Raw genomic sequence first — 26,418 nt, forward strand, 5'->3', positions numbered from 1 at the left:
TGCACGAAGATCTGCCCGAAAGGGCAACCGGACGATCATTTCTATTTCGGGTTCTGGCGGGCGCGCTTTATCGTCGATCCCATGCCCAGGTACTCGGCGGAACAGATCTACGGTTTCGCGCGCCGTGCGGGCTTCTCGGCGGACGAGGCGGCGACGATGACCGCCATCGCGCTCGCGGAGTCGAACGGCAACAGCCAGGCGCACAACCCGGTCGGTGAAGACTCCCGCGGGCTGTGGCAGATCAACGCGCGCGCCCACCCCGACCTGGCGCGCCGTTTCAACCTGTACGACCCGCTGCAAAACGCGCAGGCGGCGTTCGCGGTGGCCCAAGGCGGGTCCGACGTCTCACCGTGGACCGTGACGCACGGCGGGATGGGTGCCCGCTACCTGCGCCATCGGGAGGCGGCCCAGCAGGCCGCGATCGCGTTCGGCGACGGTCCCGGGCGCGGCGTGTGGACCGGCACGCCCGGATACGGCCACCCGCTCTCCGGCGGGGCGGACGGTCCCGGGGCCGGCGGAGCGCCGCAAGCTCCGGTGGCGGCCGGCGGCCCGTCCGGCAACAGCGCGCTGGAGCGGTTTCTCGAGGTCGCCCGCGCGCAGGCCGGCGACCAGTACGTCTTCGGCGCCGAGACCCGCCTCGACGACGCCGACCCGGACACGTTCGACTGCTCCGAGCTGACCCAGTGGGCGGCCCACCAGGCCGGCGTGGAGATCCCCGATGGGGCGACCGCGCAATACCTCCATCTCAAAGAGCGCGGCATGCTGATCCCGGTCGAGCAGGCCAAGACCACGCCGGGCGCGCTGCTCTTCTCGTTCGACCGCGAGCCGCGGCCCGGTGACGGCCGCACGCCGGGCGCGCACGTCGCGATCAGCCTCGGCGACGGGCGCACGATCGAGGCGCAGGGCCGGCGCGCGGGCGTCGGCGAGTTCGACGCGAAGCAGCGGTTCGAGTTCGCCGCGGTGATCCCGGGCATCTCCGACGGCACCGCCACCCCACTGGCCGCGGCGGCGACGGCCGCGCCGGTGGCGACCGCCCCGCCCTCGGAGTTCGGCGGCGCCGACACCGACGAAGACGGGCTCACCGACGCCTACGAGCGCTGGCGTGGCCTCGACACCCGCGCCGCGGACACCGACGGCGACGGCCTGAGCGACGGCTACGAGCTGGTGACCAGCCGCACCGACCCCAACCGGGCCGACACCGACGGCGACCTGCTCGACGACGCGTTCGAGCTGACCCGTGGCCTCGACCCGACCTCGCCCGACACCGACGAAGACGGCCACCTCGACGGCAGCCTCGCCCAGGACCAGGTGGACACCGACCGCGACGGGCTCGACGACGCGCTCGAAGTGGCGCTGGGCCTCGACCCGCGGCTGGCCGACAGCGACTCCGACGGCTTCGGCGACGCCCTGGAGCGGCAGGCCGGCTCCAACCCGCTCGACGCGGCGTCCACCCCGTTGAGCGCGCTGGCCGCGGACCCGCCGCTTGGCGGGGTAGGAGCACAGCCCGATCCCGCCGGACCGGCCCCGGTGAGCTGATGGACGTGCGGATCGAGATCCCGCGGCACCCGGTCGAGCTACGGCCGGGCGCGGAGACCGGGGTGCCGGTCGAGCTGGCCAACCGGTCCACAACAGACGTCCGGGTGCGGCTCTCCGTCGCCGGCAGCCGGGCGGGTGCCTGGTCCACCGACGGCGAGCAGGTCGTGACGGTGCCCGCCGGCGGCACGCGGAGCGTCGCGCTCGCCCTCCGTCCACCCGCCGACACGGCGCCCGCGGCCACGTTGCTCCCGTTCACCGTCCAGGCCGTCGACGCCGACGGCGGCCTGGCGCTCGGCCGCGCGACGGGCCTCGTCCTGCTCTCGCCGCCCGAGGTGCTCCAGGTGAAGCTGTGGCGCACCTCCAACGGGCGCCCCGCGCACTTCACGCTCAGCGTGACCAACCCCGGCACCGACCGCCGTACCATCCGCGTCGAGCCGCGCCTGCATCCGGCCGGCGGACGTGTCGAGGTGGAGCCGGCCAGGCTGGACCTGCCGCCCGGCGGCTCGGCCAGCGCGCACGTCGAGGCCCGCCCGCCCGCACTCGTCGTCGGCGGATCCATCCCGTACGTGGTGACGCTGTCCTGCCACGACGACACCGCCGGCCCGGAGGCGCCCGCGCTGGCCACGGTGGACGAGACCGGGCAGTCGCCGCCGCGGGTGGGTCGCGCCGCCGCGGCCGGCCTGACCGCACTGCTCGTGCTGCTCGCCGCCGGCGCCGTGCTGTTCGGCGGCTGGGCGCGGCTCACCGGCGGCGAGTCCACTCCGGACACCCCGGCGGCGGAGATTCGGGTGCGCGCGCCGTACGCGTTCGTCGAGGCGTTCCAGCGTGGTGGCCAGGGCACCGCGAACGCGGAGGCCGCCCTCGCCCGGCTGACCGCGGCGGGCATGCCGGTGCGCCTCGTCGACAGCACCCGCTCGCCCGACCTGGCCGACGGGGCGGACGGCCTGATGGTGCTGCTCCAGGACGGATTCGCCTCGGACGCGGCGGCGCAGGCGTACTGCGACCAGCACCGCGCCCTGGCGCCGAAGTGCCGGGTGGTGCCCGCATGACCGGTTACGGGCTGGGTGTCGACCTCGGCACGACACACACGGCGGCCGCGGTCCGGGTCGACGGCCGGGTCGAGGCGGTCCAGCTGGGCAGCCGCCGGCCGGAGATCCCCTCGCTGGTCTTCGTGCTGCCCGACGGCGGAGTGCTCGTCGGAGAGCCCGCCGAGCGGCGTGGCGCGACGGAGCCGGAGCGGCTGGCCCGCGAGTTCAAGCGCCGCATCGGCGATCCGGTGCCGCTGCTGGTCGGCGGCGCGCCGTACCCCGCCCACGCGCTGACCGCCCGGCTGCTGCGGCAGGTGTTCGACATCGTGGCCGGGCAGTACGACGGGCCGCCGACCGCCATCACCGTCACCCACCCGGCCAACTGGGGGCCGTTCAAGCGGGAGCTGCTGGAGCAGGCGGTCCACCTGGCCGACGTGGGCGAGGTCACCTACCGCACCGAGCCCGAGGCAGCGGCGATCAACTTCGCCGCCGGCGAGCGGGTCCGGCCGGGCGAGACCGTCGCGGTGTACGACCTGGGCGGCGGCACGTTCGACGCGGCCGTGCTGCGCAAGACCGAGACCGGGTTCGCGCTGCTCGGCCGGCCCGAGGGGATCGAGCAGCTCGGCGGCATCGACTTCGACGAGGCGGTCTTCGGCCACGTCGTCGCCACGCTCGGCAGCGCGGTCGAAGACCTCGACCCGGAAGACGACGAGGCGACGGCCGCGCTGGCGCGGCTGCGGCGGGAATGCACCGAGGCGAAGGAGGCGCTGACCTTCGACACCGAGGTGATGATCCAGGTCGCGCTGCCCGGCCTGCACACGCGCGTGCGGCTCAACCGCTCCGAGTTCGAGGCGATGATCGGCCCGGCCCTGTCCGAAACGGTGGCCGCCACCGGCCGCGCGCTGCGGTCTGCCGGGGTGGCCGCGGGCGACCTGCGCTCGATCGTGCTCGCCGGCGGATCGTCGCGCATCCCGCTGGTCAGCCAGCTCCTCGGCGCGGAGTTCGGCCGGCCGGTCACGCTCGACCCGCACCCGGAGCACAGCATCGCCCTAGGCGCCGCCGCGACGACCGGCCCGGTTACGCCGCCCCGCCCGGAGACCGCGGCACCGGCCGCACCCTCGCCGCCACCGCCACCGCCATCGTCACCGTCGCCTTCGCCCGAGCCAGCGGCCGCTCGCCTGCCCGAGCGGATCGTCGCCACGGCGGCCGTCCGGCCCGTCGTGGCGGCTCGGGCAGATGCCGGCGAACGCCTGCCGAGGCCGCCGTCGGCGCTCGCCGCCCGGATGCGCCGGATGGCCACTCGCCTCGGTGGAAAGGGCCGATGGGTGGTCGCCGGGGCCGCCGCGCTCGTCCTTGTCGCGACGCCGGCGGCCGTGCTCGCCTGGCCCGACTCCGCCGATCCGGGTGGGGGCGGCGCGCCGCCGGCAAACCCGACACCGACCGCCGGCCCGGCGCCGACCCTGCTGTGGGCATACCCGACCGGAAAGCCGATCACCGGCCGCGCCGCGGTCGCCGGCAACGCGGTCTACGTCGGCGGCCAGGACGGCGCCGTGCACGCGATCGACCGGACCACCGGCCAGCGCCTGTGGCGATACCCGACCGGCAGCCCGGTGACCTCGTCGCCGCAGGTGCGCGGCGGCGTGGTCTACGCGGCCGGCCAGGACGGGACGCTCCATGCCATCGGCGCCGGCGACGGACGGCGGCGGTGGTCCAAGGCGGACGCCGGACAAAATCCCACGCTCGCCGGCGAGACGCTCTACGTCAGCGGCGACGAAACGGTGCGCGCGTTCAGCCTCAGCGGCGGCCGGCGGTGGACCTACGGGGCCGACGACCCGATCGCCACCGCACCGACGGCCTCCGGCGACACCGTGTACGCGACCACCGAAGACGGCAAGGTCCACGCGATCGACGCGGCGCGGGGCGACCAGCGCTGGGTGGGTCGGGCCGGCCGCGACGCCCTCTCCGCACCCGCGGTGGCCGGCGGGCTGGTGCACGTCGGCAGTGCCGGCCGCCGCCTGTACGCGCTGGACGCCGCGACCGGACGCGAGCGGTGGAGCTACACGACCACGGCCGGCGTCGCCGCCGCGCCGCTGGTCACCGGCGACACCGTCTACTTCGGCGCGTCCGACGGCGTCGTGTGCGCGCTCTACGTCGACGACCGCAGCGTGCGGTGGCGGTTCACCGTGGACGGTGGCCGTCCGGTGCCGGTGCTGGCGGACGGGGTCCTCTACGTCACCAGCCAGGCCGACCGGATCCACTCGCTAGACGCAGCGACCGGTGACGAGCGATGGGTGTCGCCGCTCGACGGCCTCGACGGCGCCGCGGCGCGGGTCGATGCCGGCGTCATGTACGTCGGCGCCGCCGACGGCCGCCTGTACGCGCTGCGGCTGCCGCCCGGCCTGGCGCCGGACATCACCACGCCCTCGGCGACCCCGTCGCCGACGCCGTCTCCCTCACCCACCAGGGTCACCCCGCGAAAGACGAAGAAGCCACAGCCGCCGCGCCGGTCGACCGACACGCCAAGCCCGATCGAGGACACGCCTCCTCCCACCGAACCGTCGGTGCCCCCTTCGCCGTCTCCGGAGCTCGACGCCGCCTCCCCGCCGCCCGACGGCGGCGGCTGACGGCTGGCGTCACCCGCGCAGGGCGGCGAGGATGCCCTCGCAGCTCCGGCTGGCCGCTCGGGCCGCCGTGCGCAGCTCCCGCGCCGACAGCGGGTGCTCGGCGACCGCCTGCCAGCGCGCCAGCGCCCGCTCGGCGGTAGCGGCCAGCAGCTCGGGCGGCGCGTCGCCGGGCAGCCCCAACCGGGCCGGCGCGGCCGTCCCGCCGCCGCCGAGCAGCAGGTCGAGCTCGGCGAGCTGCCCGGCTCGCCCCGGCATGCGGCCCGAGCGCAGCAGGTGCAGCAGCCGCACCTCGACGAACTCGTGCGCGCTGGCCCGGATCTGCTCGGCCGCCGCGCCGAGATCGGCCGCGGCGGGCTCGGCCGCCACCCCCGGCGAACGCAGCACCGCGTCGAGCGTGGCCAGCGCCGACCGCGCCTTCAGCACCTGCGCGCGGCCGACGAACTGGGTCGCCAGCGTCTCCCGCAGCCGGTCGAGGCCGCTGTGCGCGGTCAGCTCGCGGGCCAGGTCGCCCGCGCTGCGCACGGTGCCGTCGCGGATCAGGCGCACGCCGAGGCGTACCCCGAAAAGACCCAACCTGGCGAGGACCCGGCGCCGCTCCGCCTGGCCGGCCCCGGCGGCGGTCGCGGTCGCCGTGAACCGGTCGGCGGTGAGCATCAGGTCGACGGCGTCGGCCGCCGGTGCCGCCGCGATGCGGGCCAGCGTGCCGAACTCCTCCTCGCGCAGCGTCGCACCCGCCGCGGCGAGCAGCCCGGCGACCGGCAACACGATCGGGCACAGCCGGCGCAACCGCTCGTCGGCCTGGTAGCGGGCGGCCACCCGGCCCGCGGCCGCCATCGCGTCGAGCCGGCAGGCGCCGATCTCGTCGGCGCGGGACAGCACACCGACCGCGTTGACCGGGGTGCCGGACACGAGGTCGTCGCCGTGGAACGCTTCCAGGAAGCGCAGGTCACCGCCGTGCATGTGGCGCAGCAGGTAGATCACCGCGTCGGTGCCGGCGGCCCGTTCGCCGTCGGCCTCCAGAAACGACATCGTGCGCAGCGACACGTCGGCGGAGAGCGAGGCCAGCCCGGGCGTGTCGATGAGCGTGTGCTCGCGCAGCCGGCGGCTGGGCACCTCGACGGTCAGGTGGTCGACCTCCTCGGCGGGCCGGCCCAGCGAGATCCGCACGGCACCGGCCACCCGGTCGAACGGCCGCGCCTCGTAGCGCCCGTCGGTGAGGTGTGCCGTCACCTTGTACCCGGGCCCGTCCCGGTACCAGGTCACGATCCGGGTGCACTCGCCGGCGTCGGTCGGCGCCAGGTCCTCCCCCACCATCGCGTTGAGGAGCGTGGACTTGCCCGCCTTGAGCTTGCCCGCGATGGCGACCCGCAGCGGCTCGTCGAGGCGCCGTACGGCCGCGGCGAGCGTGGCCCGCGCCTCGGCGCCGGAGAGCTGCCGCCCGGCGCGGTCGAGCAGCGTCCGGACCTGGTCGGTCAGCGGCGTGTTCACGGCACCGCCCGGATGCCGCGGTCCGCGGTGACGCGCTCCGCGACCCGGTCGAGGTCGCGCCACCCCCGGTCGAGCTCCTCCGCGCGGCGGGTGCGGTCGTCGGCGCGCATCCCGGCGGTACGGCGCACCGCGGCCAGCGCCTGCTCGGACGAACGCCGGGCACCGCCGGCCCGGGCGGTGAACTCGTCGCGCAGAAACCGCTGGGTGCGGCGCACCGCGTCGCGGCTGTCCCGCCCGACCACGAAGCCGACGTCGTCGACGTACCGCCGCAGCTCCTGCTTGGCCTGCTGGCGGCGCTGCTCCACCTGGCGCTGCCGCTCGTCGCGGATGAGCTTGCGGCCCACCGTCAGCCCGCCCAGCACACCCACGGGAGCGGCCAGCGTCAGGCCGAGCAGGCTGCCGAACGCGCCGAGCATGAACAGGCCGCCGTACGTGACCCGGGCGGCGGTGAAGACGCCGAGGAACTGCTGCACCGACGACCGGTCGAACCGGACCTCGAGCCCGCTCACGGTGGCGACCGCGGCGGCCGGGGCCGGCAAGTCGAGGTCGAGGCTGTCGTACTCCAGGTCGAAGCGCCCGGCGACCTCGCGGGCCAGCTCTTCGGCGCGGGTGACGAGCACGAGGAGGTTGTCGACAGCCACGGCGGTCGCCTCGCGGGTGGCCCACGCCTTGAAGTCGTACCAGGTATCGCGGGGATCTCCGAGGTCGAGCTCCGCGTCGCCGCGGTGGACCATGGCGCGCAACCGCTCGCGGAGGTCGTGGTCGACGTCGGTGCTGAGGTCCTGGATGCCGTCGGCGAGCACCGTCTGCCAGGACGCCGACCCGGCGGCGAGGCTCTGGCGGCGCCGGGTCTGCTCGGCGAGCCGGTCGGCCAGCGCGGCACCGGCCGCCGGGTCCACCACGGCGGCACGCTCGGCACCGACCTGCTCCTTGAGCTGCGCGACGGCGAACGCGAGGTCGCGGCGGACCCCGGCCACCGCGGCCGTGTCGGCGCCGCCGAGCACGTGCCGGCGCAGGGCGTCGATCAACCGGGGAAACCCGGACTCCGCGTTGAGCGCCGCGCTGTCTCGGGCGCCGGCCCGCATCCGCAGGAACGAGGAGACCGGCACGACCGGCAGCGACAGGCCGGCCCGCTCCAGGTGAGCCCGGTCGAGCTCGGCGATGCGCCGCCACTCCGCGTGCAGGTCGGTCTTGGTCAGCACGCACACCACACGCGGGCAGCGCTCCACCGCCCGTTCCAGAAACTCCACCTCGGGCGCGGTCAGCTCCTGGGCGGCGTCGGTGACGAACAGGGCCGCGTGCGCCAGGCTCAGCGCGCCGAGCGTGAGGTTGCCGTGGGCCGAGTCGAGGCCGCCCACGCCCGGAGTGTCCACGAGCGACAAGCCGCCCCGCAGCAGGCGGCGGTCGAGCCGCACCTCGACGGCGCGCAGCCGGCCGCCGTCCGCCTCGCCCCCGGCCACGTACTCCCGCAGCCGCTCGAACGGCACGTCGATGGGCGGCGCCTGCTCGTCGACGGGGTGCACCCGCACGGAAGGCCTCGGCGCGTAGCGCACGATCGTCGGCACCGCGGTCACCACGTCGACGTCGACCGGGCAGACCTCGGTGCGCAGCAACGCGTTCACCAGCGTGCTCTTTCCCTGCTTGAACTCGCCGACCACCGCGACCGGAACGTCTTCGGCGAGCAGCCGCGCCCGCGCCCGGTCGAGGCGCTCGACAAGATCGGCCCGGTCGGCGTCGCCCGCCATCCGCGCCACCCGGTCGACGTCTGCCAACCACCGGGCAGTCCTGTCCTCTTTCATCATGAGGAATTCCCGACCATTTGAACGCCGTAAATGCATGATCAGTGACGGCTAAATGATAATCGCGGGCGGCCGACCTCGACAGCGCGCTAGATTTCGCGGCACCATTTCGTTGACCTAGGGGGTGCGGCGATGGTTGATCGAAAACCGCGCGGACCACTGATCACTTTGTTCGTCGGACTGGTGACCGCCCTCGTGTTGGGTGTCCTCAGCGCCAATGCGACGGAGGAGGATGTGGCCCGGCGTAATGCCGCGTCCGAGCAAGGTGCCGCGCCGGCCGCGACCACCCCGGCCGCACCCGCGCCGACGACCCCGCCGGCCACCACCGCACCACCGGCAGTACCCGCCGGACTCCGCGCCGCGTACGCCGGCGAGGTGAACGGCGGCGGCGCCAGCATCGCCATCGCGGTACGCGACGGTGGCGCCATCGCGTACCTGTGCGACGGCCGCCGGATCGAGGCCTGGATGCTCGGCTCGGCCGCGGACGGCAAGCTGGAGCTCTCCGGCGACGGCGGGGCCAGCCTGACCGGGACGTACGACAAGGACTCGGCGGCCGGCACGGTCACCGCCAAGGGTCGCAAGTGGACACTCGACATCCCGGTCGCCAAGAAACCCTCCGGCCTGTACCGGTCGACCGCCGACCTGCGCGGCGCTCGCGTGGTCACCGGCTGGATCGTGCTGGCCAACGGCGACCAGGTCGGCATCGCCAACAGCGGCGGCCGCACCGCGCCGGCGCCCCCGCTCGACCTGTCCGACCGCACCGCGACGGTCAACGGCGAAGAGGTGACCGCCGACTCGATCGACGGCACCACCGGCACCGGGTTCTAAGGGGTCCACGATGACGTCGCCAACCCAGACCGGCACCGCGCCGTCCTCCGCCGACAAGGTGGTGCTGGTGGCGATCCCGATCGTCATCGGCGCGGCCGTGTCGGTGGCGCTCGGCGTCTACGGCCGCATGCACGAGCCCACCGGCATCGCGGTCAGCGTGGCCGGCTTCTCCAGCCCGCAGACCGTGAAGGTGTGGCTCGCGTCGGGCGTGGCGCTCTTCGCGCTGGTGCAGCTGTTCACCGCACTGGTCATGTGGGGCAAGATTTCGTTCGTGCCGTCCGGCCGCTGGACCGGCCCGACACACCGCTGGTCGGGCCGGATCGCGTTCCTGCTGTCCATCCCGGTCGCCGTGCACTGCCTGTACGCACTGGGCTTCCAGTCCTACGACCGGCGGGTGCTGGTCCACTCGTTGCTCGGCTGCTTCGTCTTCGGGGCGTTCACGGTGAAGATGCTGCTGCTGACCCGGCGCGGCCTGCCGGGCTGGCTGCTCCCCGTCGCCGGCGGCCTCGTGTTCACCGCGTTCATCGGTCTGTGGCTGACCTCGTCGCTGTGGTTCTTCACCGAGGTCGGCGTAAAGCTCTAGAGAGGGTGAGGCTATGCCGGAGCACCTCGCGTCGCGCCGGGTCCTGCTGACCGCACCGTGCGCGGCCGCGGTCGCGGCCGGCCTGGGCGCGTGCAGCACGTATGGCGGCTCGTCCGCACCTGAGCCCGCTCCGCCGGCGAATCCACCCGCGACGGGGCAGCCGCCACCGAGCAGCCCGTCAGGCGGCGGGGAGGCGCCACCGCCGGCCGGCCCGCCGCCGCTGGCCACGTTGGCCAGCATCCCGGTGGGCGGCGGCCGGATCTTCGGAGACCAGAAGGTCGTGGTGACCCAGCCGGAGGCCGGCACCGTGAAGGCGTTCTCCACGACCTGCACCCACGCCGGCTGCGAGGTCACCGCCGTCGCCGACGGCACCATCAACTGCCCGTGCCACGGCAGCAAGTTCGCCATCGCGGACGGCTCGGTCACGGACGGCCCCGCGCCCCGCCCCCTCCCCGCCGTAGGCGTCCAAGTGGACGGCGATGCCATCAGGCTCACGTAGGCGATACACTTCGATGGTCGTCAATTCTTTGCGTAGGAGGCACCATGATTCGCGGCCGGCTGGTATTGGTTCTCGCGGCGACCGTCGCTCTGGCCGGGGGCCTGGCCGCTCCCGCTGAGGCCGCCCCGGCCGGGCCCGCGGCGGTCGCGTCCGACGCCGAACTGATACCGCTGCCGCCGCCCGGCCAGCCGGTCGTGTCGGAGCTGACGCCGACGAGCGCACGACTCACCTGGACCCGGTCGGCCGGCCCCGTGTTCCGCCACTCGATGAGCCAGTTCGTCGACGGCGCCTGGCGGGGCTACGCGTCGATGCCGTTCACCACCTTCGTCGTCGGTGCCCTCACCCCGGGCGGCACCTACACGTTCGCGGTGCAGTCCCACGCCCTCTGGGGTTCGGGGTACACCAGCAGCCCACTGTCGCCGCCGGTCACCTTCACCACGCCACTGAGCTGACGGGAAATGACTGTCCAATACGACGCAAAGTGAGCACTTGTGTCGTGGCAGCGCCGGAGGATTGACGCTTCCGATCTTTTTCGGATGCGATATTATGAATCCTCCGATACTGGCGCGAGCATATGAGATGAGTGCCCCGTGGCCGAAGTCGTGCTGGGTCGAGATCACCTCGACGGCATGTTGGAAACGCTACTACGAGTTCCAGCACTTGGTGATTCTGATGTGCGAGATGCACGGGTGGAAGATCTACGACGGGCGCTAGCGCGCCCGTTGGAGATCACCCGATCGGTCGACGCGAGGCGCGATCTCCTGGCGATCCTCAACGCTTCACAGACCTGTTCCGGCGGGCTCAAAACGTTCACTCAGATCGTTCTGCGCCACCATCGCGGCGACGACAGCGCACGAGCGGCCGCCCTGGCACACGACGCGAGCGGGCCCGCACTGCTCTCCGCTCCCGACCGGGAAAAATTGCGCGGCGTTCTCGCGAGCATTTCGATCGGCGAGGTCGCCGACGCGGTCTCCGAGGTCGGCGAGCTTTCCGAGGTCAGCGAGCTGCGGTCGCTGCAAACCTGGCGTGATACCGCCAAGGCGATCCGCATCATCGAGCGATTGCCGGTAGCCGCCGACGGCGTGCCGCCTCTAGTCACTTTCGTCGAGCGTCTGAAAGCGCTCGTGAGCGGCCAGACCTCCGAGCAGCTCCGGGTATGGGTGGACACGGTCGCCGGCGGGCTCGGCATCGAGGCGCGCGCGCTCGCGGGTCTCCGGGCGACCGGTCGGCACGGGCGGGGCGGTCACCCGCTCCCGGACGAGGCCGTCCAGCCGGCCGACTCCACCGTCGTCGACCGCCGCCGGCCGCGTCCGCGCCGCACCGACGAAGCCGGCATGCTGTGGGGCGGCGTCCCCATCCGCAACCGTAACTTCACCGGCCGCGAGGTGTTGCTGGAGCAGTTGGAAGAGGCTCTGCGCACGAGTTCCAAGGCGTCGGTGCTGCCACAAACCCTGCATGGGATGGGTGGTGTCGGCAAGACACAGCTCGTCATCGAGTACGTTTACCGGCACCTCGATCAGTACGACCTGATCTGGTGGATCCCGGCCGAGCAGACGGCGGCTGTGTTGAGTTCGCTCAGTGCTCTCGGCGAGCGGCTCGGACTCCCCACTACCGAAGATCGACAGCAATCCGCGCGAATGGTCATCGACGCCCTGGCCAGCGGAGAGCTCTCGTGGTTGCTGGTCTATGACAACGCCGATGATCCAGACAGTTTGGATCAGTTCCTGCCGTCGTCCGGCGGCGATGTGATCGTTACGACGCGCATCCAGGAATGGGCCTCGGTCGGGCCAGCGATCGAGGTCGACGTCTTCACGCGTTCCGAAAGCGTCGAGCTGCTACTCAAGCGCAGCCGTGACAGCGAGGGCAACGTCCGCATTCTCGAGTCCGACGCGGCACAGCTCGCCGAAAAGCTCGGCGATCTCCCACTGGCGCTGGAGCAGGCGGCGTCCTGGTACCTGGCCACGGCGATGCCGATCAAGGAATACCTGGAGTTGCTCGACAGCCACATCGAGCTGTTGTCCGAAGGAAAGCCGAGCAACTACCCACTTTCCGTCGCGGCTTTCGTGACTCTCGCGAGCGAGCAGCTGCGCCAGGACCAGCCAGCCACGGCTCAGCTTTTCGAGCTCTTCGCGTACCTCGGCGGTGAGCCGGTGGCGGTGTCACTGCTGGCCGCCGGCAAGAACGCGGACCTCACCGAGCCCTTGCGCGGCCTGCTGCGCGCCAAGATCCCACTCAGCCGGGCCGTTCGCGACCTCAACAGGTTCGGCCTGGCGAAGGTCGACGCCACGCAGCGGATCCAGGTGCACCGGCTGGTGCAGCGCGTGCTACGCGACACCATGCCGCCCGAGCTGGCCAAGGCGACCTTGCGCAACGTCAGAAACATCCTCGTCCAGGCCAATCCCGGCGACGCGGACGATCTCGGTGAGCTCGCCCTCGCCCAGCACGCCGAGATCGGTCCACACATCATGCCCGCCGACCTGATCAACGCCGACACTCTCGAGGCTCGCCAGGTCGTCGTCGAGCACACCCGCTACCTGTACATCATCGGCGACTTCGAAAACAGCCGTCGGCTGGCGGAGTGGGCCGCGACCGCGTGGGAGAAGGAAACCTTCGATCCGCGGCTCGGGCCAGATGGTGAGTTCACGCTGCTGGCACGCGCCCAGATGGCCAACGCGATGCGCTCTTACGGCGACAGCGCGAGCGCCGCCGAGATCACCCTCGACACCTACGAGCGCTTCCGCTCGAGTCCACAGCTCGGCCCCAACCACGAGTCCACCCTCATCACCGGCAACCAGGTCGGCGCCGACCTGCGCATCGCCGGCAGATACCTACAGGCCCTCGAGTTCGACAAGCAGTCCGTGGCGGCGCACCGCCGGGTGTTCAAGGCGGAAGACGACACGTACACGCTGCGGGCCAAGACCAACCTCGCGGTCGACTTCCGGATGGTGGGCAGCTTCGCCGAGGCGTTCAAGCTCGATCGAGAGGTCGCCGACTACTGGGAAGACGCGGGCCGCAGAGACTGGCGCGCCTTCGAGGCGTACATGAACATGGCACGCAGCTACTACGGCATGGGCGCCTACGCCGCCGGTCTTGAGCTTGTCGAGCGCTGGCGGGAGCCGCTGCACGACGCGCTCGGGTCAAGCCATCGGCTTTCTCTGCTCGCCGACCGGACATACGCCATCCTGCTCCGCAAGTCTGGCCGGCTCGACAACGCCACCGTCCTCCTCGAAGAGCTACAGGGGCGCACCCAGAAGCGGTTCGGGTCCAACCACGAGTACACCGTCGCGGTGAGCGTGAGCCGCGCCAACGCACTCCGCGAGTCCGGCGAGCTCGACGAAGCCGAGCAGCAGATCTCCGACGCCCTGGGCAGATACAAGTCCGACTTTGGCGAGCGACACCCGCTGACCCTCGTCGCCATGGTCAACCAGGCCATCATCCGGCGAACCCGCGGCGAGCTCGACGACGCCCGAGATCTCGACGACCGCTGCTTCGCAGAGCTCGCGAGCGTGCTGTCGCCCGAGCACCCGTACACCTTGTGTGCCGGCGCCTCGCTCGCCATCGACTTGGCGCTGGCCGGCCAGGCCGATGCGGCGCTCGACCTTTCTACCAAGGTGTTGCAGACCTCCCGGGAGACGACCGGTGGCGGGCACGAGGAGCGAAACGGCTTCGAGCACCCATACCTGCTGATGCGTGCGGTCAACCTCGCTCACGACCTGCTGGCGTCCGGTCACGCCAACGAGGGCAACGCGCTGCTCGCGGAGTCTCTCGACGCGCTGCGCCGGCTGTTGGGGCCGGACCATCACGAGGTCGTGTTGGTCGCCGAAGGTCAGCGTGCCGAGGGCGACATCGAGCCGCCGCCGACCTGAGCGGTCCGTGCCAGGCTCAGGCTGGCGTGGCGCCGGCGCCGTTGCGGTGCAGCCACTGCTGCCGGATGCGGGCAGTGGTCTCCTCCGCCGCCCGTGCCACGGCCGCCGGCACGGATACGCCCAGCAGCTCGTCGGTCGTCTCGCGCAGCCGGGCCACCAGCTCTCGACCTTCCGGAGTCAGCGCACCGCACTCTTCGATCGAGCTCAGGCCGATGTCCACATGGATGCGTCCGGTGGCAAACTGCCGCGTCGCGGTTTCCTCCAAGCCGTCGACCTCGCGCAGCACCCGCCACATGTCGACGACCCCGACGAACGCGTAGACACCCTGGAGGAGACCCGCCAAGGGCCGCGGGTCCGTGCGCCACGGCGCGAAGTACCTGCCGCGGTCGGCCGGGTCGCTCATCGGTACGAGGTCGAGCATCGCGCTCAGCTTGGAGTGCTGAAACTCGTGAACGATCGTCACCGCGAACTCCGCCGGTGACGGCGGGCGGGTCAGGCCGAAGACGCCGAAGGCATGGCGGATCGTGGCGCTGCGCGCCGATCGGCCGTCCGGGTCCAGCAGCGGTACGAGCGTCCGCAGCCCAGCCACCAGCTCCGCCGCGCGCTCCGGCCGGCGCTGCGCGAGCAGCTGCCACGCACCGGCGAAGTGCTCCTGCCAGGCGGCCACCTCGCTGGCGGCCAGCCGGGGTGCCGGCGGCACGTGATGTCCGTGCCGGTACGGGTCGACGTCGTCGAGGCCGACGGCGAGCCGCTGGCCCGCGGCCTCCGCGGTCAGCCGCCGTACCGGCAGCCAGCGCGACTCGTCCTCCTCGCCGCCCACCTCGAGGACCGTCCCGCCACCGCTGAGCGTGAGGCGACCGCCTTCCGCGGTGAGCAGCGCCCGTTCGGTGGCGCCGAGCTTCGCTACTCCGACTCCGGGTACGGCCGCGATACCTTCCCGCACCGGGATCTCCGCCGCGCCGTCGACACCGGTCGCCGCGCCGGCCACGATCGCGATGGCCGCGAGCTGTGCCACGTCCGTCCACTTCGGACTGCCACGGTGCGCCGCGCGGGCCGCGATCGCCGCCCAACCGCCGACAAGTGGGGCGCCGATCACCTCGCGAAACCGCTCAGGGTCACGGCGCCGAGCTCGCTCGAGAGCGCCGGCCACCGCGTCACGCTCGCTCGCCGGACCGGGCCACCGCTCCAACAGGTACCCGATGAGCTGAAGGTGCTTGCTCACCTGCGAGAGACGCAGGGCTTCCACCGCCGGCGCACCGCCAAGACCCCCGGCGAGCCGGTCGAACAGGGTCTTTTCGAGCTCGAAGACAGCGGTGCTCATGCGCGGACCTTTCCGGCCAGGGCGGAGAAGTCCGCGACGACCCGGTCGCGGACATGGTTGATGAGTCGTTGCAGGTCGGCGCAGTAGATCGACGGGTTGCGGAATCCAGCCCCCGCGCGGTAGCGGTGCACGTAGTGCCCGCCGCCGCAGACTTGATGGAGCGGGCAGGCCAGGCAGTCGTCGCTGAGGGCCACGCGTCCGATCTGCCGGGCCACGACGCCGGGGTCGTCGAGCAACGCGTCCAGCTCGTCCCGCCGGATGTCCAGACCGGTCGCCGACGCCCCCTGATACGCCGACTTCAGCGCATCGACCTGCTCGATGGTGCCGTCGGTCTCGATGACCGCGAGCGCGGCCGGGCTGAGCCCGATCTGCTCCGAGCTGCCCCTGCCGCCGAGCAGCAGCACGATCACGTCTTCGAACAGCTGGACGCTGGGCGGTTTCGCGTCCTTGTACCACCTGTCGAAGGCCGCGACGAGCCAGTCGCCGTGCGGCGTCGGCGAGCCTGGGGGCCGCTCTGGCGGGTTCTCCCAGTTCGCGTGGGGCAGGAGGAAGTTGATCGAAGGCGGCTCGAACGCCCGGAGCGCCTCGTAGGTGGCGACTGGATCGGTGCCGGCCGCGACAGTACACAGTAGACCGCCGTAGCTCGCACGGTTTTCCGGCTGGCGGAGCAGATCGAGCGCGGCCGCGACACGATGGAATGTGCCGCGGCCGTCGTGTGTCACCCGGTGCCGGTCGTGGTCCGCACGGGTGCCGTCGACGCTGACGCCGACCCGCACCCGGTGCCGCCGCAACTGCGCCATCGTCCGCTCATCGAGCAGCACCCCGTTGGTCTGCATCCCGACCTCGACGGCGCAGTGCTCCTCGAGGCTCGCGCGCAGGTCTCCGGCGAGCTCGCCGATACGCGCCGCACCGAGTAGTAGCGGCTCGCCGCCGTGCAGGATCACGCGGATCGACCGCAGGCCGTGCCGGACGACATGGCGGGTGAGACTGGCGACCGTCGCCTGCCACACCTCGGCCGGCATCACCGACGGCCGACCACGCCAGCTCTGGTCGGCGTGCTCGTAGACGTAGCAATAGGTGCATGCGAGATTGCACCTCGCATGCACCTTTACGATCACGTCACGCACCGGGACCGGCCGCCAGCCCGACTCGCGAAGCTGCTTCAGGTCCATCTCGCCGTACGGCCACGGCGCGCGCCGGATGTGATCGGCACGCACCGTAGCGACGGCGGGATGGGTCACTGCACGAAGGAACTGAACGCCGAGATGACGCCGTCAGGGTCGTCGAGGCTACGCACGAGCCGCTCTACGGAACGGACCAGAGCGGGATCACCGGAGGCCGCAAGGTCTGCGATTGCGAGGTTTGACACCTCTGCCAGCGGCGCCCACCGATTCGACTCCGACCCTGCGTCCATCGACGTGGCGTCCACGGATATCTACCTCCGTCTATATGTTGACTCGCGGCGGGCACAGTCCTGCCCGCCGCGCACACTTTGCCGGAGAAGTATCTAGGACTTAGAACTGCGGAGGTGTCAGATTTACACCTCACGGGAGCAACTTGACAAATCTTGACATGGACACGGTTTAGGCTGAGGGTGGCTCGACCAAACAATCGATACGCCTCTTGTGCGCCACGCTCTCGGTGATAGGGTGCGCGTCCCCCAGCGACACGCTCGTCCGAGCCAGCACGTCCTCGCGCAGCGCCTCCGACTCGCTGGTCTCTCCCGCCCCGGCCAGATCCAGCACGAGGTTGGCCGCGATCGCCAGTGTGTCTGGATGGTCTTCTCCACGCACCTCGCGTGCCTTCGCGTACGCGTCGGCGGAAAGCGCGCGGGCGACTTGTGCCCGCCCGCCAGCCAGCGAGTAGTCGGTGGCGAGGTTGGCGATCGCCGAGATCGTGAACGGGTGCCGGTCACCGAGCGTGTCGCGCAGTGCCTCGCTCGCTACCGCGTCAAGCTGCTGTGCCGGAGTCCGCTGTCCCTTGGCACGCAGGATCGCCGCCCGGTTTACCCGGGCCCCGAGCGTAAGGGGATGGCGACGCCCGAAGGTCCGCACATACGCCGTCTCGGCATCCGATGCCCAGACGTCGGCTTCCTCCACGGCATTGTGCAGATGCAACGTGTTGGCGTAGCTGAGCATCGCGGCAAGTGTGTACTCGTGATCCGAGCCGAACGTGATGTTGCATTCGCCGTAGTGGTCATGAAGCATCTCCAAGGCCTCCGCCACGGCGCCGAGACCGCGGTGCGCAAGTGCCAGGGTCCGCCGAAACAGTAAGCCGGCCCGGTCGAGTTGGGCGGGCAGTCGGCTGCCCGTGCCGGCGTACTCCGGCTGTAGTTCGAGCACCTGTCCGTACTGGCCCAGCCCGTACAGATCCTCGGCGAGCGCGTGTACCGACAGGAGAGTCCGCCAGTCGTCGGCACCGTGGTTGTCGCGGTAATAAGCCAACGCCACGCGGTCTGTGGCCCGAGCGGCGGCGAACTCGCCGAGGTGGCGCAGGCTGACCGCGAGATTGTGCCGGCGTCGGGCGGTACGGGCGTCCAACTCACCGTGTTGGTGCAGGCAGCGGGTGAGCGTGTCGCGATCGATTTCCAAAGCCCTGCGGTATTCCCCAGACAGGCGCAGGTCGGACGCGTGGCTGGACGACATGTCCAATGTGAGGTGGTGGTCTTCGCCGTAATCCGGGTCCGCGCGAAGCCGGCTCATGGCGTCTGCCGTCAGGTCGCGGGCCTCCTGATATCGACCAAGCCCGCGAAGCGCGTTGGCCCACTCACGGGTCGCCTGCAATACCAACTCGTCAGCCGGCCCCAGGTCGGGATCCGCACCCCACGCCGACACGGTCGAATCCGCGAGGGCGCACGCGCCGGCGTAGTCACCGATGATGTATCTGTATCGGATCTGGTGATACACCGTCTGGCGCGCCGCCGCCAACTTCGACCGGATGAGATCGGCGGGCAGCACGTGAGCGGCGATCTCCCGGTGCATGCCGATCGACACCACGTCGTCCGGTCGGCCCTGGTCCGCGGCGGCCAGGATCTCGTGAACGTTGTGCCGGGCCCGTTCCAAGGCGTCGGGTGACAGGACCGCACGCAACGCACCCCGCGTCACGGGCTGGACCTCGACCCGTTGATCGGCGTGTAGGCGGGCCAGCCCGAACTGCTGGATGGATCGCAGCGCCTTCGGCAGGTCGACGGGATTGCGAAACGTGCGCCACAGCGCCGTCGAGACGTTACCGGCCCGCCCCTGCCGTAACAGCGCCACCGACACCGGCTCGGAGCCGAACCACGCGAACAGTTCGAGAACCAACATCGCGGCCGGATCCGCCGTGTGGAAGGCCTCGAGAGCCACCTTGATGGACGCGAGCACCTCGGGTGGATGCGTAGACGGTGATCCTGCCGGCGCGTCGTCCGCCGCGGTGTGTTCCAGCCGCTGCTGCAACTCCTCCCAGGACAGTCCGGGCGCGCGGCGAAGCGCGGCGATGTGTTCGAGCGCGAGCGGAAGTCTGCCGATCTTGCCGACCAGCTCCATGGCGCGCTCTTCGGTCAGCGCCTCGTCCCGCTTTCGCAGGAACGCGACGGCCTCGTCCACGGTGAAGTCGGGCACCTCGATGCCGACGCTCGTACTCTCGTGTCCGAACGTCGGGTCGCAGGTGGTGACGATGACATAGCCGCCGAAGTTGGGCATCAGGCGGCGCACTTCGTCGTCGTTGACGCCGTCGAACACGAGGAGATAAGGGGCCGGCAGCGCTTCGAGGTCCTTGATGACGCTTTCGATCGTCTGCTCGGCGCTCTGCCCCATCCGGGTGCCGAGCCGGTCGGCCAGATCGAGCAGCGACCGGCGTGCCCGCTCCACCTGGTCAGCCTGCACCCACCACGTGACCAGGTGATCCGGTAGATACCGCTCGACGTACTCCCGGGCCAGCTGCGACTTGCCGACCCCGCTCAGGCCATGCAGCACCATCGGCGCGTGCGGGTTGGCGAGCATCTCCGCCCGCATGCGGTCGAGCAGCGCTCGGCGGCCGGTGAAGCTGATGTCGCGGTCGGGCAGCCCACCCACGATGGGCTCAGCGGGCACCGGCCGCGACGACTCGATCCGCGGACGCACCACGTCGAACGAGCGGATCACGGGGGTCAGCCGCTCCGGATGCATCGGCGACGGGGGTTTCAGCTCCGGCCGTGGGCCGAGCCGCGACTCACCGGTCGAGGCCGAGGCCGGCGACGCGACCACTCGGGTGGCTGTCCGACCCGCGCCACGAGCCGCCACCCACAGCGGCTTGAAAACTCGGTCAAGCTCCTTCTCCTCGGCGTCGAGCTCGCCACGCTGCGCCAGGGCGACCACGATCGACTTGACCTTGCCCCATGCGGGAAGCGTGGTGCCATGCAGCATGGCGCTCACGGTCTGGTGCGAAACGTTCTCGAGGCGGTTGGGGAGCCGGAAGATGTCTTTGCTGATAAGTCGGGCCGCGGGCTGCCCAGCGTGGTCGTAGAGCTCGTGCAGGGACACGACCAACTCGCGCAGCGGACCACTGGGTAAGTGATCCAGATCTGGCAACGGGATCGCCAAACAACACACTCCACGCGCGCGCCAACCCTTGTCAAGCCCTGATGGACAAGCTTTACATGGCACCTCACTCCTTAACAACTATCCGGCCACCGCGGTTCATGATCCTTTCGGAAGATCGCTCATTGGTTGCCTTTGTCAAGCTCACGGCCGGAGGCGGACGAGCAATTCACGCCCGACCGGTCGCGTAAAGATCTGTATCAACGGGGCCACAAAAGTAGAGACCTCACGCGCCGGGTTTCACGCTCATTTCAAGGCGTCAATCACGTCGCCGCCCGCCCGCCGGAGGAGAAGCCGTGAACGTCCCACTGGACACGAGCGCCATCGCGCTCCTGGTCCTGCTGTCCTGGCAGGTCGCAAGGGCGGTCGCGTTCGTCAGCGCCACCCTCGTGTCCCTGCTGTCGCGCAACCCCGCGCGTCGCGCGGAGGCCCGGAGGGTCCTGCGGATTCTGAGCCATCAGTATCACGATCCACAAGTCTGAAAGATCGAAATCTCGGCCTCGGGGCAGCGCTCTGGGTCAATTCGCCCATCGAGTGCTTCACTTATATGGATCGTCGACGCCGCGCCTCGAAAAGAGTCTCAATGAGCACAGACCGGTTTGGTCGAATGGTCACGTTCTACTCGTTCACCGGTGGCACTGGTCGCACGATGGCGTTGGCCAACATCGCCTGGATCCTGGCGGCAGCCGGGCATAGGGTACTCATCACGGACTGGAACTTCGAGGCTCCCGCCCTGCACAGATACTTCCGGCCCTTCCTGCGGCCGGAGTCGACCGAGCAAGCCACGGGCGTCGCCGATCTTGTCCGGGGATACGAATGGGATTTCGCGCGAGGCGCTGCGGAGTGGAAGCGTCACGCTCAGGTAGCGCCACACGTCATCGGCATCGACTGGGAGTTTCCCGGTGACGGGTGCCTCCACCTGCTCACCGCTGGCCGGCAGGATCGGCTGTACGCGCCGACTCTCAGCGCGATGAACTGGGACGAATTCTATGAGCGCTACGAAGGCGGGGCTTTTCTCGACGAACTGCGCGCGGACATGCGGCGTGGATACGACTACACGCTCGTCGACAGCCGCAGCGGGTGGAACGAGGTCGCGGACATCTGCACGATTCAGCTACCGGATGTGCTCGTCAACTGCTTCACCCTGAGCGCGCAGGGCATCGAGGGCGCGGCGGAGACAGCGGCATCGGTCCGGTACCGGTACGGCGGTCGCGAGATCCGTATCCTGCCGGTGCCGACCCGGGTGGACACCGCGGAGCAGGAGAAGGCCGAGATCGGTCGGATGCTCGCCATGAGCCGGCTCGCCGGCCTGCCCAGCCGACTGTCCGAATCGGAACGTGAGGAGTATTGGCGCGCGGTCGAGCTGCCCTATCGCCCCTTCTACGCCTTCGAAGAGATCCTGGCGACGTTCGGCGATCGGCCCGGGAGTGCCTCCTCCCTACTGAGCGCATACGAGGCGCTCACCCACCACATCACCGAGGGTGCGGTCACCCGACTCGCGCCGGTGCACGATCCGCTGCGCGCGTACACGCTCGCCCAGTTCACCCGCCGGTCCGCGGTGGTCGAAGAGGAGCTCGCCCTTGCGTACGTTCCCGCCGACCAGGTTTGGGCCGAGTGGATCGAGCGCCTGCTGATGTCGGCCGGCGTTCGGGTACACGACGCGCCGTTGAGCACCACCGAGCGGGGCACCCGCCGGGCGTCACACGAGGCCCGCCTGCTGCTGATCGTCTCGGCTGCGAGCGCCGACATCCAGGCGACGCTGGTGCCCCGGAAAAGGGACGACGGCGTGCTGGCGGTCTATGTGGACGAGGTCCGTACCCTACCCGGGCTGACGACCTCGGCGTCGGTCTTCCTCGCCGGACTCGATACCGACGCCGTGATGGAACGGATCCTCCGCCTTGTCGGCCGCACGGGCGCCGTGGTGCCTCCCGATCGTCGCCAGCTGGGCCGGCGCTTTCCGGGACACCCTCCCGAGATCGTCGAACTGCCGGAGCGAAACCCGCGCTTCACAGGCCGTGAGGCGGAGCTCCGCCGGATCCGCGCCTACCTGCACTCGCACACCGAAGCCGACGCGTCGCGCCGCCCCGTACCCGTGTTGTTGCACGGGCTGGGCGGTGTGGGAAAGACCCAGGTGGCGTTGGAGTACGCGCACAGGTTCAAGAACGCGTACGACGCGGTCTGGTGGTTCGGCCCGGACGAGGTGCGCGGGCCCGCCCTGGCCGACATCGGCCGGCCGGCGCCCAGAAAGCCGTACGCCCCGTGGCTGGTCGTCTGCGACGACGCGGACGACCTCGACGTCATCACCGGCCGGCTCCCGCCGGGTGCGGGTCATCTGCTCTTCACCTCACGTGGCGCCGCCTGGCAGGACCTTGTGCACACGACAAGGATCGAGGTCTTCAGCCGGCGCGAGAGTGTCCAGCACCTCCGCCGCTTCGTGCCCGCCATCGAGGCCCGACAGGCCGACCGGCTGGCGGCCCTGCTCGGCGACCTGCCGCTGGCTCTGGAAGGCGCCGGCGCCTGGCTCGCCGAGACGGGCACCCGGGTCGAGGAGTACGCCCGGCAGGTCGAGCGGGACGGCGTCGCGGGCGTCGAGCAGACCTGGGCCCGAACCCTGGACCGGTTGCGGGAAAGTCACCCGACCGCGCACCGGCTTCTCCAGCTCTGCGCGGTGCTCGCTCCGTGCGTCGGGCTGGACGTCATCTACGCCGACGAGTTCGCGGCGGCCCTCGCCCGAGACGACCCGGCGGTCGCCGATCGTCCCTACCGCGCCCAGCTCGTACAGAGGATCAACCGCCTGGCCCTCGTCAGGCTCGACGTCGGTCGCCGCGAGCTGCACGTCCACCGGCTGTTACAGCACCTGTTGCGGAGCCAGCTCGACGACGACGGGCTCGCGGACGCCCAGCACCAGGTGCACGGCGTGCTGTCCCGGCTACGCCCGTCCGCCGGCGTCGACGACCCGACCACCTGGGCGTGGTTCGGTCTACTGTGGCCCCACCTCGACCACTGCGACGCGGCGAGCTGCCGGGACGAGCCGGTACGGGAGCTGATCCTCGACCGGCTCCGGCACGATCTGGCGCGCGGCGCTCTCGTCGACGCGCACACGCATGCCACGCGGACGGAAGCCACCTGGCGCGAGTCCGGCGTAGTCCACCACCGGCAGGCGCTCCGGCTGCGGGACCTGCTCGGGCGCATCACCCGCGACCTGGGAGGGGCGGACACGGCGCACGCCATTCACGTAGAGGTCCTGGCCGAGCAACGCGCCCTCCTCGGACCGGCCGACCCCGACGCGCTGGGCACCGCCTGTGCTCTCGGAGCCGACCTCCGCGCGCTCGGGCGGTACGCCGCCGCGGCCACGCTCGACGGGGAGACGTACGCCGCGAGTCTCGAATCACTCGGCGCCGAGCACCCGGCGACGCTCCTCGCGGCCCACGGCCTGGCCGCCTCCTACCGCGCCGCCGGGGAGTTCCGCGCCGCGCGGGTTCACGATGAGCGGGGGTACGAACTGCGCGGCCGGCTCCTCGGCGAGAGTCATCCGCTGACCCTCGCGTCGGGCGGAAGTTTGGGACGCGACCTGCGCGAGGCCGGCGACTACACCGGCTCGGTCGCGTTGCTGCGTCTGATCCGCCGGGCGCTCGAAGAGACCTTCGGCTCGAACGCCCTCCCCGCGCTCGTCGCGTCGGCGAACCTCGGCGTCTCGCTGCGGTGCGCCGGCCACGCCGACCTTGCCGCCCCTTTCCTCGACGAGGCGTACGAAGGGCTGAACGAGCAGCTCGGTCCGGCGAATCCCGCGACACTCTCGTGCCGCCTGAGCCGAGCCGTCAACCTGCTCGCGCTCGGCCACGCCGGCAGTGCGGTCACCGAGCTGACGCAGGTACACCTCGCCTACGAGAGCAGCCTCGGCCCCCGGCACCCGTACGCCCTCGCCAGCCTCAACAACCGCGGCGTCGCCAGCCGCGCGTCCGGCGACACGGCGCTCGCGCGCTCGCTGCTCGACGAGGCCAACATCGGCATGCGCGACGTGCTGGGCCCGGACCACCCGCACGCCCTGGCTGTCCGGCTCAACCTGGCCGCGCTGCACGCGGAAGGAGGACAACCGGAAGAGGCGTCGGAGATGGCGCGCGGCTACGCCGAAGACACGGCCCGCGTGCTGGGGCACGAACTCCGCACCCTCGACCCACATCCGGCTTGGTAGCGCGCGGTGGCGCGGGATCGGTCAGTAGGTTGGTGCGTCGTCAGACGGACCGAGCGTGCCGCCGATCAGCCAGCAAAGCATCTCCGGCAGGATCTGCACCGCGCCGAAGTGTGCCGTCTGCGCCTGCACCTGCGCGTAGGCGCGAGGGATCCGGGCGGCCAGCCACCGGGTGTGGCTGGCCGGTGAGAAGTTGTCGTCGGCACCGTGCCACAGCAGCACCGGCGGCCGGATGTGTTCCGGCCGAAATCCCCATTGGGAACGCAACGCGAGAACGTCGTCGATCCAACCGTATGGACCTGCCCGGAACGCTTCGGCGTACGTCTCTGCGAGCAGGCGGCGAATCACGATGTCACCGACCACCCGCAGGTCCGGATCGGTCATCTGGCCGCGCAACACCTCGACGAGATGCTCCGGGTCGCGGCGGGCACGGTCGGCCCGCAGCCGCAGCCGTTCCACGAGCTTCGGCCCGTCGACGTCAGCGGTCGTGTAGGCGTTGAAGTTGGCATCCGTCATGCCGTGAAACCAGTCGAGGTCGTACGCGTTCGCCGGCGCCAACCCGACCAGTACCGCGACCCGCGATACGCGCTCGGGCAGGAACGCGGCGGCCGCGAGGGCATGCGGGCCGCCCCCGGAACGGCCGACCACCGCGAACTGCTCGATCCCCAGATGGTCGGCGATGACCTCGATATCTTGCGCCGCGTCGGCGACGGTCCGCTCTGGCGATCGATCGGATTCGCCGTATCCGGGGCGGTCGTAGCAGACGAGACGAACGCCGAGCCGGTAGAGAACGCTCGCCCGCGGTTTGGGACCGACCCTGCTGCCCGGCGTGCCATGGAGCAGGAACACCGGTGACCCTTGCGGATTTCCCGAAACCTCCACCCGAAGACGACGCCCGTCACGAGTCCTGATCCGAGACACCCTCCAGGTTACCGGCCGGGCTATGGGGTGGCCGGCTCCTCGGGCGTCGCCGCGCCCGCCGCGGCCTGTGCCGCCGCGCGCATGCGTAGCGCGGCCGCTACCGCCACGCCGCCGCCTACCGCGATCACCGCCAGGATCACCAGCCGGGCGGCCACCGGCGGCCACGGCACGGGTACCACGCCGCGGGCGAAGACCGCCGCGTTGGCCGCGCCCGCGAAGACGGCGACGCACGTGCCGGCCATGGCGAGCGCGAAGTCGGCGGCGGGGCGGCGGGCGAAGGCGTAGCCAGCGGCGGCGACCACGGCCAGAGCGGTGACCACGGGCCACACCTGGCCGACGAGCAGGCCGACAATCACGCGGCCCACTCCCGTGGTGCCGGCGTCGAGCTCGCGGGCCACCGCGTACGCGATCGCCAGTGGACCGGTCGCCGCGGCCAACCCGGCCAGGACCGGCAGCGCCCGCGACCACAGGCCCAGGGCGGCTATGCCGATGCCGGCGATGATGACGAACGCCCACCAGACGCCCGGGCTCGGTGGCGGCACCCAGTCGAGCGTCCCTTTTACCTCCATCGTGGACACTCCGTCGCGGAGTGGCACGACCCAGTCGCGTACCCGTTGCTCCCGGCCCGGGTCGGCTTGGACGGCGGGCGGCGGTTGTGCGCTCATCCAATGTGTACGGTGGTCGTGCCAGCGGAAGACCGGCTCGTCCGACGCGCGCCGCCACTCGGGCGGCTGGGTCGGGTCGGCGGTGGCCGGCGGCTCGGAGTCGCCGGCGAGCGTCGCGTTGAGGTACGTGGCCGGGGATCGCGTGTTCTCGTACACCCCGTCGGGGCGGACTTCCAGGTAAGGCTCGCCGTCGTAGCCGAGCACCTCGATGGTGCGGCCGGTGCGGTTTTCGAGCTCGAGCCGCCCGCCCGCCTCGACGGCGCGCACCGTGAGCCCCGGCATCGGTGGTGCCGAGGTCACGACCGTGCGGTAGTTCGTCGCGTCGGGCGCGTCGCCGCCGTGTGCCAAGGCGGGTGCCGCGGCCGCCAGCGCCCCGAGGACACCGGCGGCCACGGCGTAGCCGAGCCTTCTCAGCCGACGGCCGCCAGGATCGCCTGCGTGGTGGGCTGGACGTCCTTGCCGCCCACCCGCACGGTGGGCGTGCCGGTGACGCCGTCCCCGCTGGCCTCGTCGGT

Annotated in this window: 18 protein-coding genes; 11 read left to right on the forward strand and 7 right to left on the reverse strand. The window is 71.4% G+C overall.

What is annotated here, in order from left to right; all coding sequences use genetic code 11:
- Window positions 1–81: 81 nt before the first annotated feature.
- From ACTMTJ_RS30140 to ACTMTJ_RS30150, 3 genes are read left to right on the forward strand one after another with little or no spacing between them, the layout of a single operon-like run.
- Window positions 82–1,536: an NlpC/P60 family protein gene (locus ACTMTJ_RS30140; RefSeq protein WP_441221832.1), complete on the forward strand. Its 1,455-nt coding sequence runs from the start codon at window positions 82–84 to the stop codon at window positions 1,534–1,536.
- A complete protein-coding gene (locus ACTMTJ_RS30145) occupies window positions 1,536–2,585 on the forward strand; it encodes a COG1470 family protein (protein WP_441221834.1) in 1,050 nt (349 codons plus the stop codon). The genes ACTMTJ_RS30140 and ACTMTJ_RS30145 overlap by 1 nt, the downstream gene beginning before the upstream one ends.
- Complete coding sequence (locus ACTMTJ_RS30150) at window positions 2,582–5,188, forward strand: outer membrane protein assembly factor BamB family protein (protein ID WP_441221836.1); 2,607 nt, start codon at window positions 2,582–2,584, stop codon at window positions 5,186–5,188. Before ACTMTJ_RS30145 ends, ACTMTJ_RS30150 begins: the two co-directional genes overlap by 4 nt.
- A 9-nt stretch (window positions 5,189–5,197) precedes the next feature.
- On the opposite strand, the gene ACTMTJ_RS30155 is transcribed toward ACTMTJ_RS30150, so the two are convergent.
- Together ACTMTJ_RS30155 and ACTMTJ_RS30160 are read right to left on the reverse strand one after the other, a co-directional pair.
- Window positions 5,198–6,676: a dynamin family protein gene (locus ACTMTJ_RS30155; protein ID WP_441221838.1), complete on the reverse strand. Its 1,479-nt coding sequence runs from the start codon at window positions 6,674–6,676 to the stop codon at window positions 5,198–5,200.
- Window positions 6,673–8,448 (reverse strand): dynamin family protein, encoded by a 1,776-nt coding sequence (locus tag ACTMTJ_RS30160; protein ID WP_441221840.1) that lies wholly within the window; start codon window positions 8,446–8,448, stop codon window positions 6,673–6,675. Before ACTMTJ_RS30160 ends, ACTMTJ_RS30155 begins: the two co-directional genes overlap by 4 nt.
- A gap of 159 nt (window positions 8,449–8,607) precedes the next feature.
- Between ACTMTJ_RS30160 and ACTMTJ_RS30165 the strand changes: the two genes are divergently transcribed.
- From ACTMTJ_RS30165 to fxsT (ACTMTJ_RS30190), 6 genes are all read left to right on the forward strand, one after another.
- Window positions 8,608–9,303: a hypothetical protein gene (locus ACTMTJ_RS30165; protein ID WP_441221842.1), complete on the forward strand. Its 696-nt coding sequence runs from the start codon at window positions 8,608–8,610 to the stop codon at window positions 9,301–9,303.
- A 10-nt stretch (window positions 9,304–9,313) separates the two neighbouring features.
- Window positions 9,314–9,886 (forward strand): DUF6529 family protein, encoded by a 573-nt coding sequence (locus ACTMTJ_RS30170; protein ID WP_441221844.1) that lies wholly within the window; start codon window positions 9,314–9,316, stop codon window positions 9,884–9,886.
- Window positions 9,887–9,899: 13 nt separating this feature from the next.
- Complete coding sequence (locus ACTMTJ_RS30175) at window positions 9,900–10,385, forward strand: Rieske (2Fe-2S) protein (RefSeq protein WP_441221846.1); 486 nt, start codon at window positions 9,900–9,902, stop codon at window positions 10,383–10,385.
- A gap of 44 nt (window positions 10,386–10,429) precedes the next feature.
- Complete coding sequence (locus ACTMTJ_RS30180) at window positions 10,430–10,837, forward strand: fibronectin type III domain-containing protein (protein ID WP_441221848.1); 408 nt, start codon at window positions 10,430–10,432, stop codon at window positions 10,835–10,837.
- Between the two features lie 127 nt (window positions 10,838–10,964).
- Window positions 10,965–11,099, forward strand: a complete 135-nt coding sequence (locus ACTMTJ_RS30185; RefSeq protein ID WP_441221850.1) for a hypothetical protein — start codon at window positions 10,965–10,967, stop codon at window positions 11,097–11,099.
- Window positions 11,075–14,251, forward strand: coding sequence for an FxSxx-COOH system tetratricopeptide repeat protein (gene fxsT / locus ACTMTJ_RS30190; protein WP_441221852.1), 3,177 nt, complete (start codon window positions 11,075–11,077; stop codon window positions 14,249–14,251). Before ACTMTJ_RS30185 ends, fxsT (ACTMTJ_RS30190) begins: the two co-directional genes overlap by 25 nt.
- A gap of 16 nt (window positions 14,252–14,267) precedes the next feature.
- Here fxsT (ACTMTJ_RS30190) and ACTMTJ_RS30195 read toward each other — a convergent pair whose 3' ends face one another.
- The 3 genes from ACTMTJ_RS30195 to fxsT (ACTMTJ_RS30205) form a co-directional block, all read right to left on the reverse strand.
- Window positions 14,268–15,572 (reverse strand): HEXXH motif domain-containing protein, encoded by a 1,305-nt coding sequence (locus ACTMTJ_RS30195; protein ID WP_441221854.1) that lies wholly within the window; start codon window positions 15,570–15,572, stop codon window positions 14,268–14,270.
- Complete coding sequence (locus ACTMTJ_RS30200; protein ID WP_441221856.1) at window positions 15,569–16,789, reverse strand: FxsB family cyclophane-forming radical SAM/SPASM peptide maturase; 1,221 nt, start codon at window positions 16,787–16,789, stop codon at window positions 15,569–15,571. The genes ACTMTJ_RS30195 and ACTMTJ_RS30200 overlap by 4 nt, the downstream gene beginning before the upstream one ends.
- A 366-nt stretch (window positions 16,790–17,155) precedes the next feature.
- Window positions 17,156–20,209, reverse strand: a complete 3,054-nt coding sequence (gene fxsT / locus ACTMTJ_RS30205) for an FxSxx-COOH system tetratricopeptide repeat protein (RefSeq protein ID WP_441221858.1) — start codon at window positions 20,207–20,209, stop codon at window positions 17,156–17,158.
- Window positions 20,210–20,424: 215 nt separating this feature from the next.
- Between fxsT (ACTMTJ_RS30205) and ACTMTJ_RS30210 the strand changes: the two genes are divergently transcribed.
- Both ACTMTJ_RS30210 and fxsT (ACTMTJ_RS30215) read left to right on the forward strand, forming a co-directional pair.
- Window positions 20,425–20,610, forward strand: coding sequence for a hypothetical protein (locus ACTMTJ_RS30210; RefSeq protein ID WP_441221860.1), 186 nt, complete (start codon window positions 20,425–20,427; stop codon window positions 20,608–20,610).
- Between the two features lie 101 nt (window positions 20,611–20,711).
- A complete protein-coding gene (gene fxsT, locus ACTMTJ_RS30215; RefSeq protein WP_441221862.1) occupies window positions 20,712–24,320 on the forward strand; it encodes an FxSxx-COOH system tetratricopeptide repeat protein in 3,609 nt (1,202 codons plus the stop codon).
- A gap of 21 nt (window positions 24,321–24,341) precedes the next feature.
- On the opposite strand, the gene ACTMTJ_RS30220 is transcribed toward fxsT (ACTMTJ_RS30215), so the two are convergent.
- Together ACTMTJ_RS30220 and ACTMTJ_RS30225 are read right to left on the reverse strand one after the other, a co-directional pair.
- Window positions 24,342–25,262, reverse strand: coding sequence for an alpha/beta fold hydrolase (locus ACTMTJ_RS30220; RefSeq protein ID WP_441221888.1), 921 nt, complete (start codon window positions 25,260–25,262; stop codon window positions 24,342–24,344).
- Window positions 25,259–26,296 carry a hypothetical protein gene (locus ACTMTJ_RS30225; RefSeq protein WP_441221864.1) on the reverse strand — a complete coding sequence of 346 codons (1,038 nt, stop codon included), beginning with the start codon at window positions 26,294–26,296 and terminating at the stop codon, window positions 25,259–25,261. Before ACTMTJ_RS30225 ends, ACTMTJ_RS30220 begins: the two co-directional genes overlap by 4 nt.
- Window positions 26,297–26,418: the final 122 nt, after the last annotated feature.

Source organism: Phytohabitans sp. LJ34, assembly GCF_052068095.1.
Lineage (GTDB): Bacteria > Actinomycetota > Actinomycetes > Mycobacteriales > Micromonosporaceae > Phytohabitans.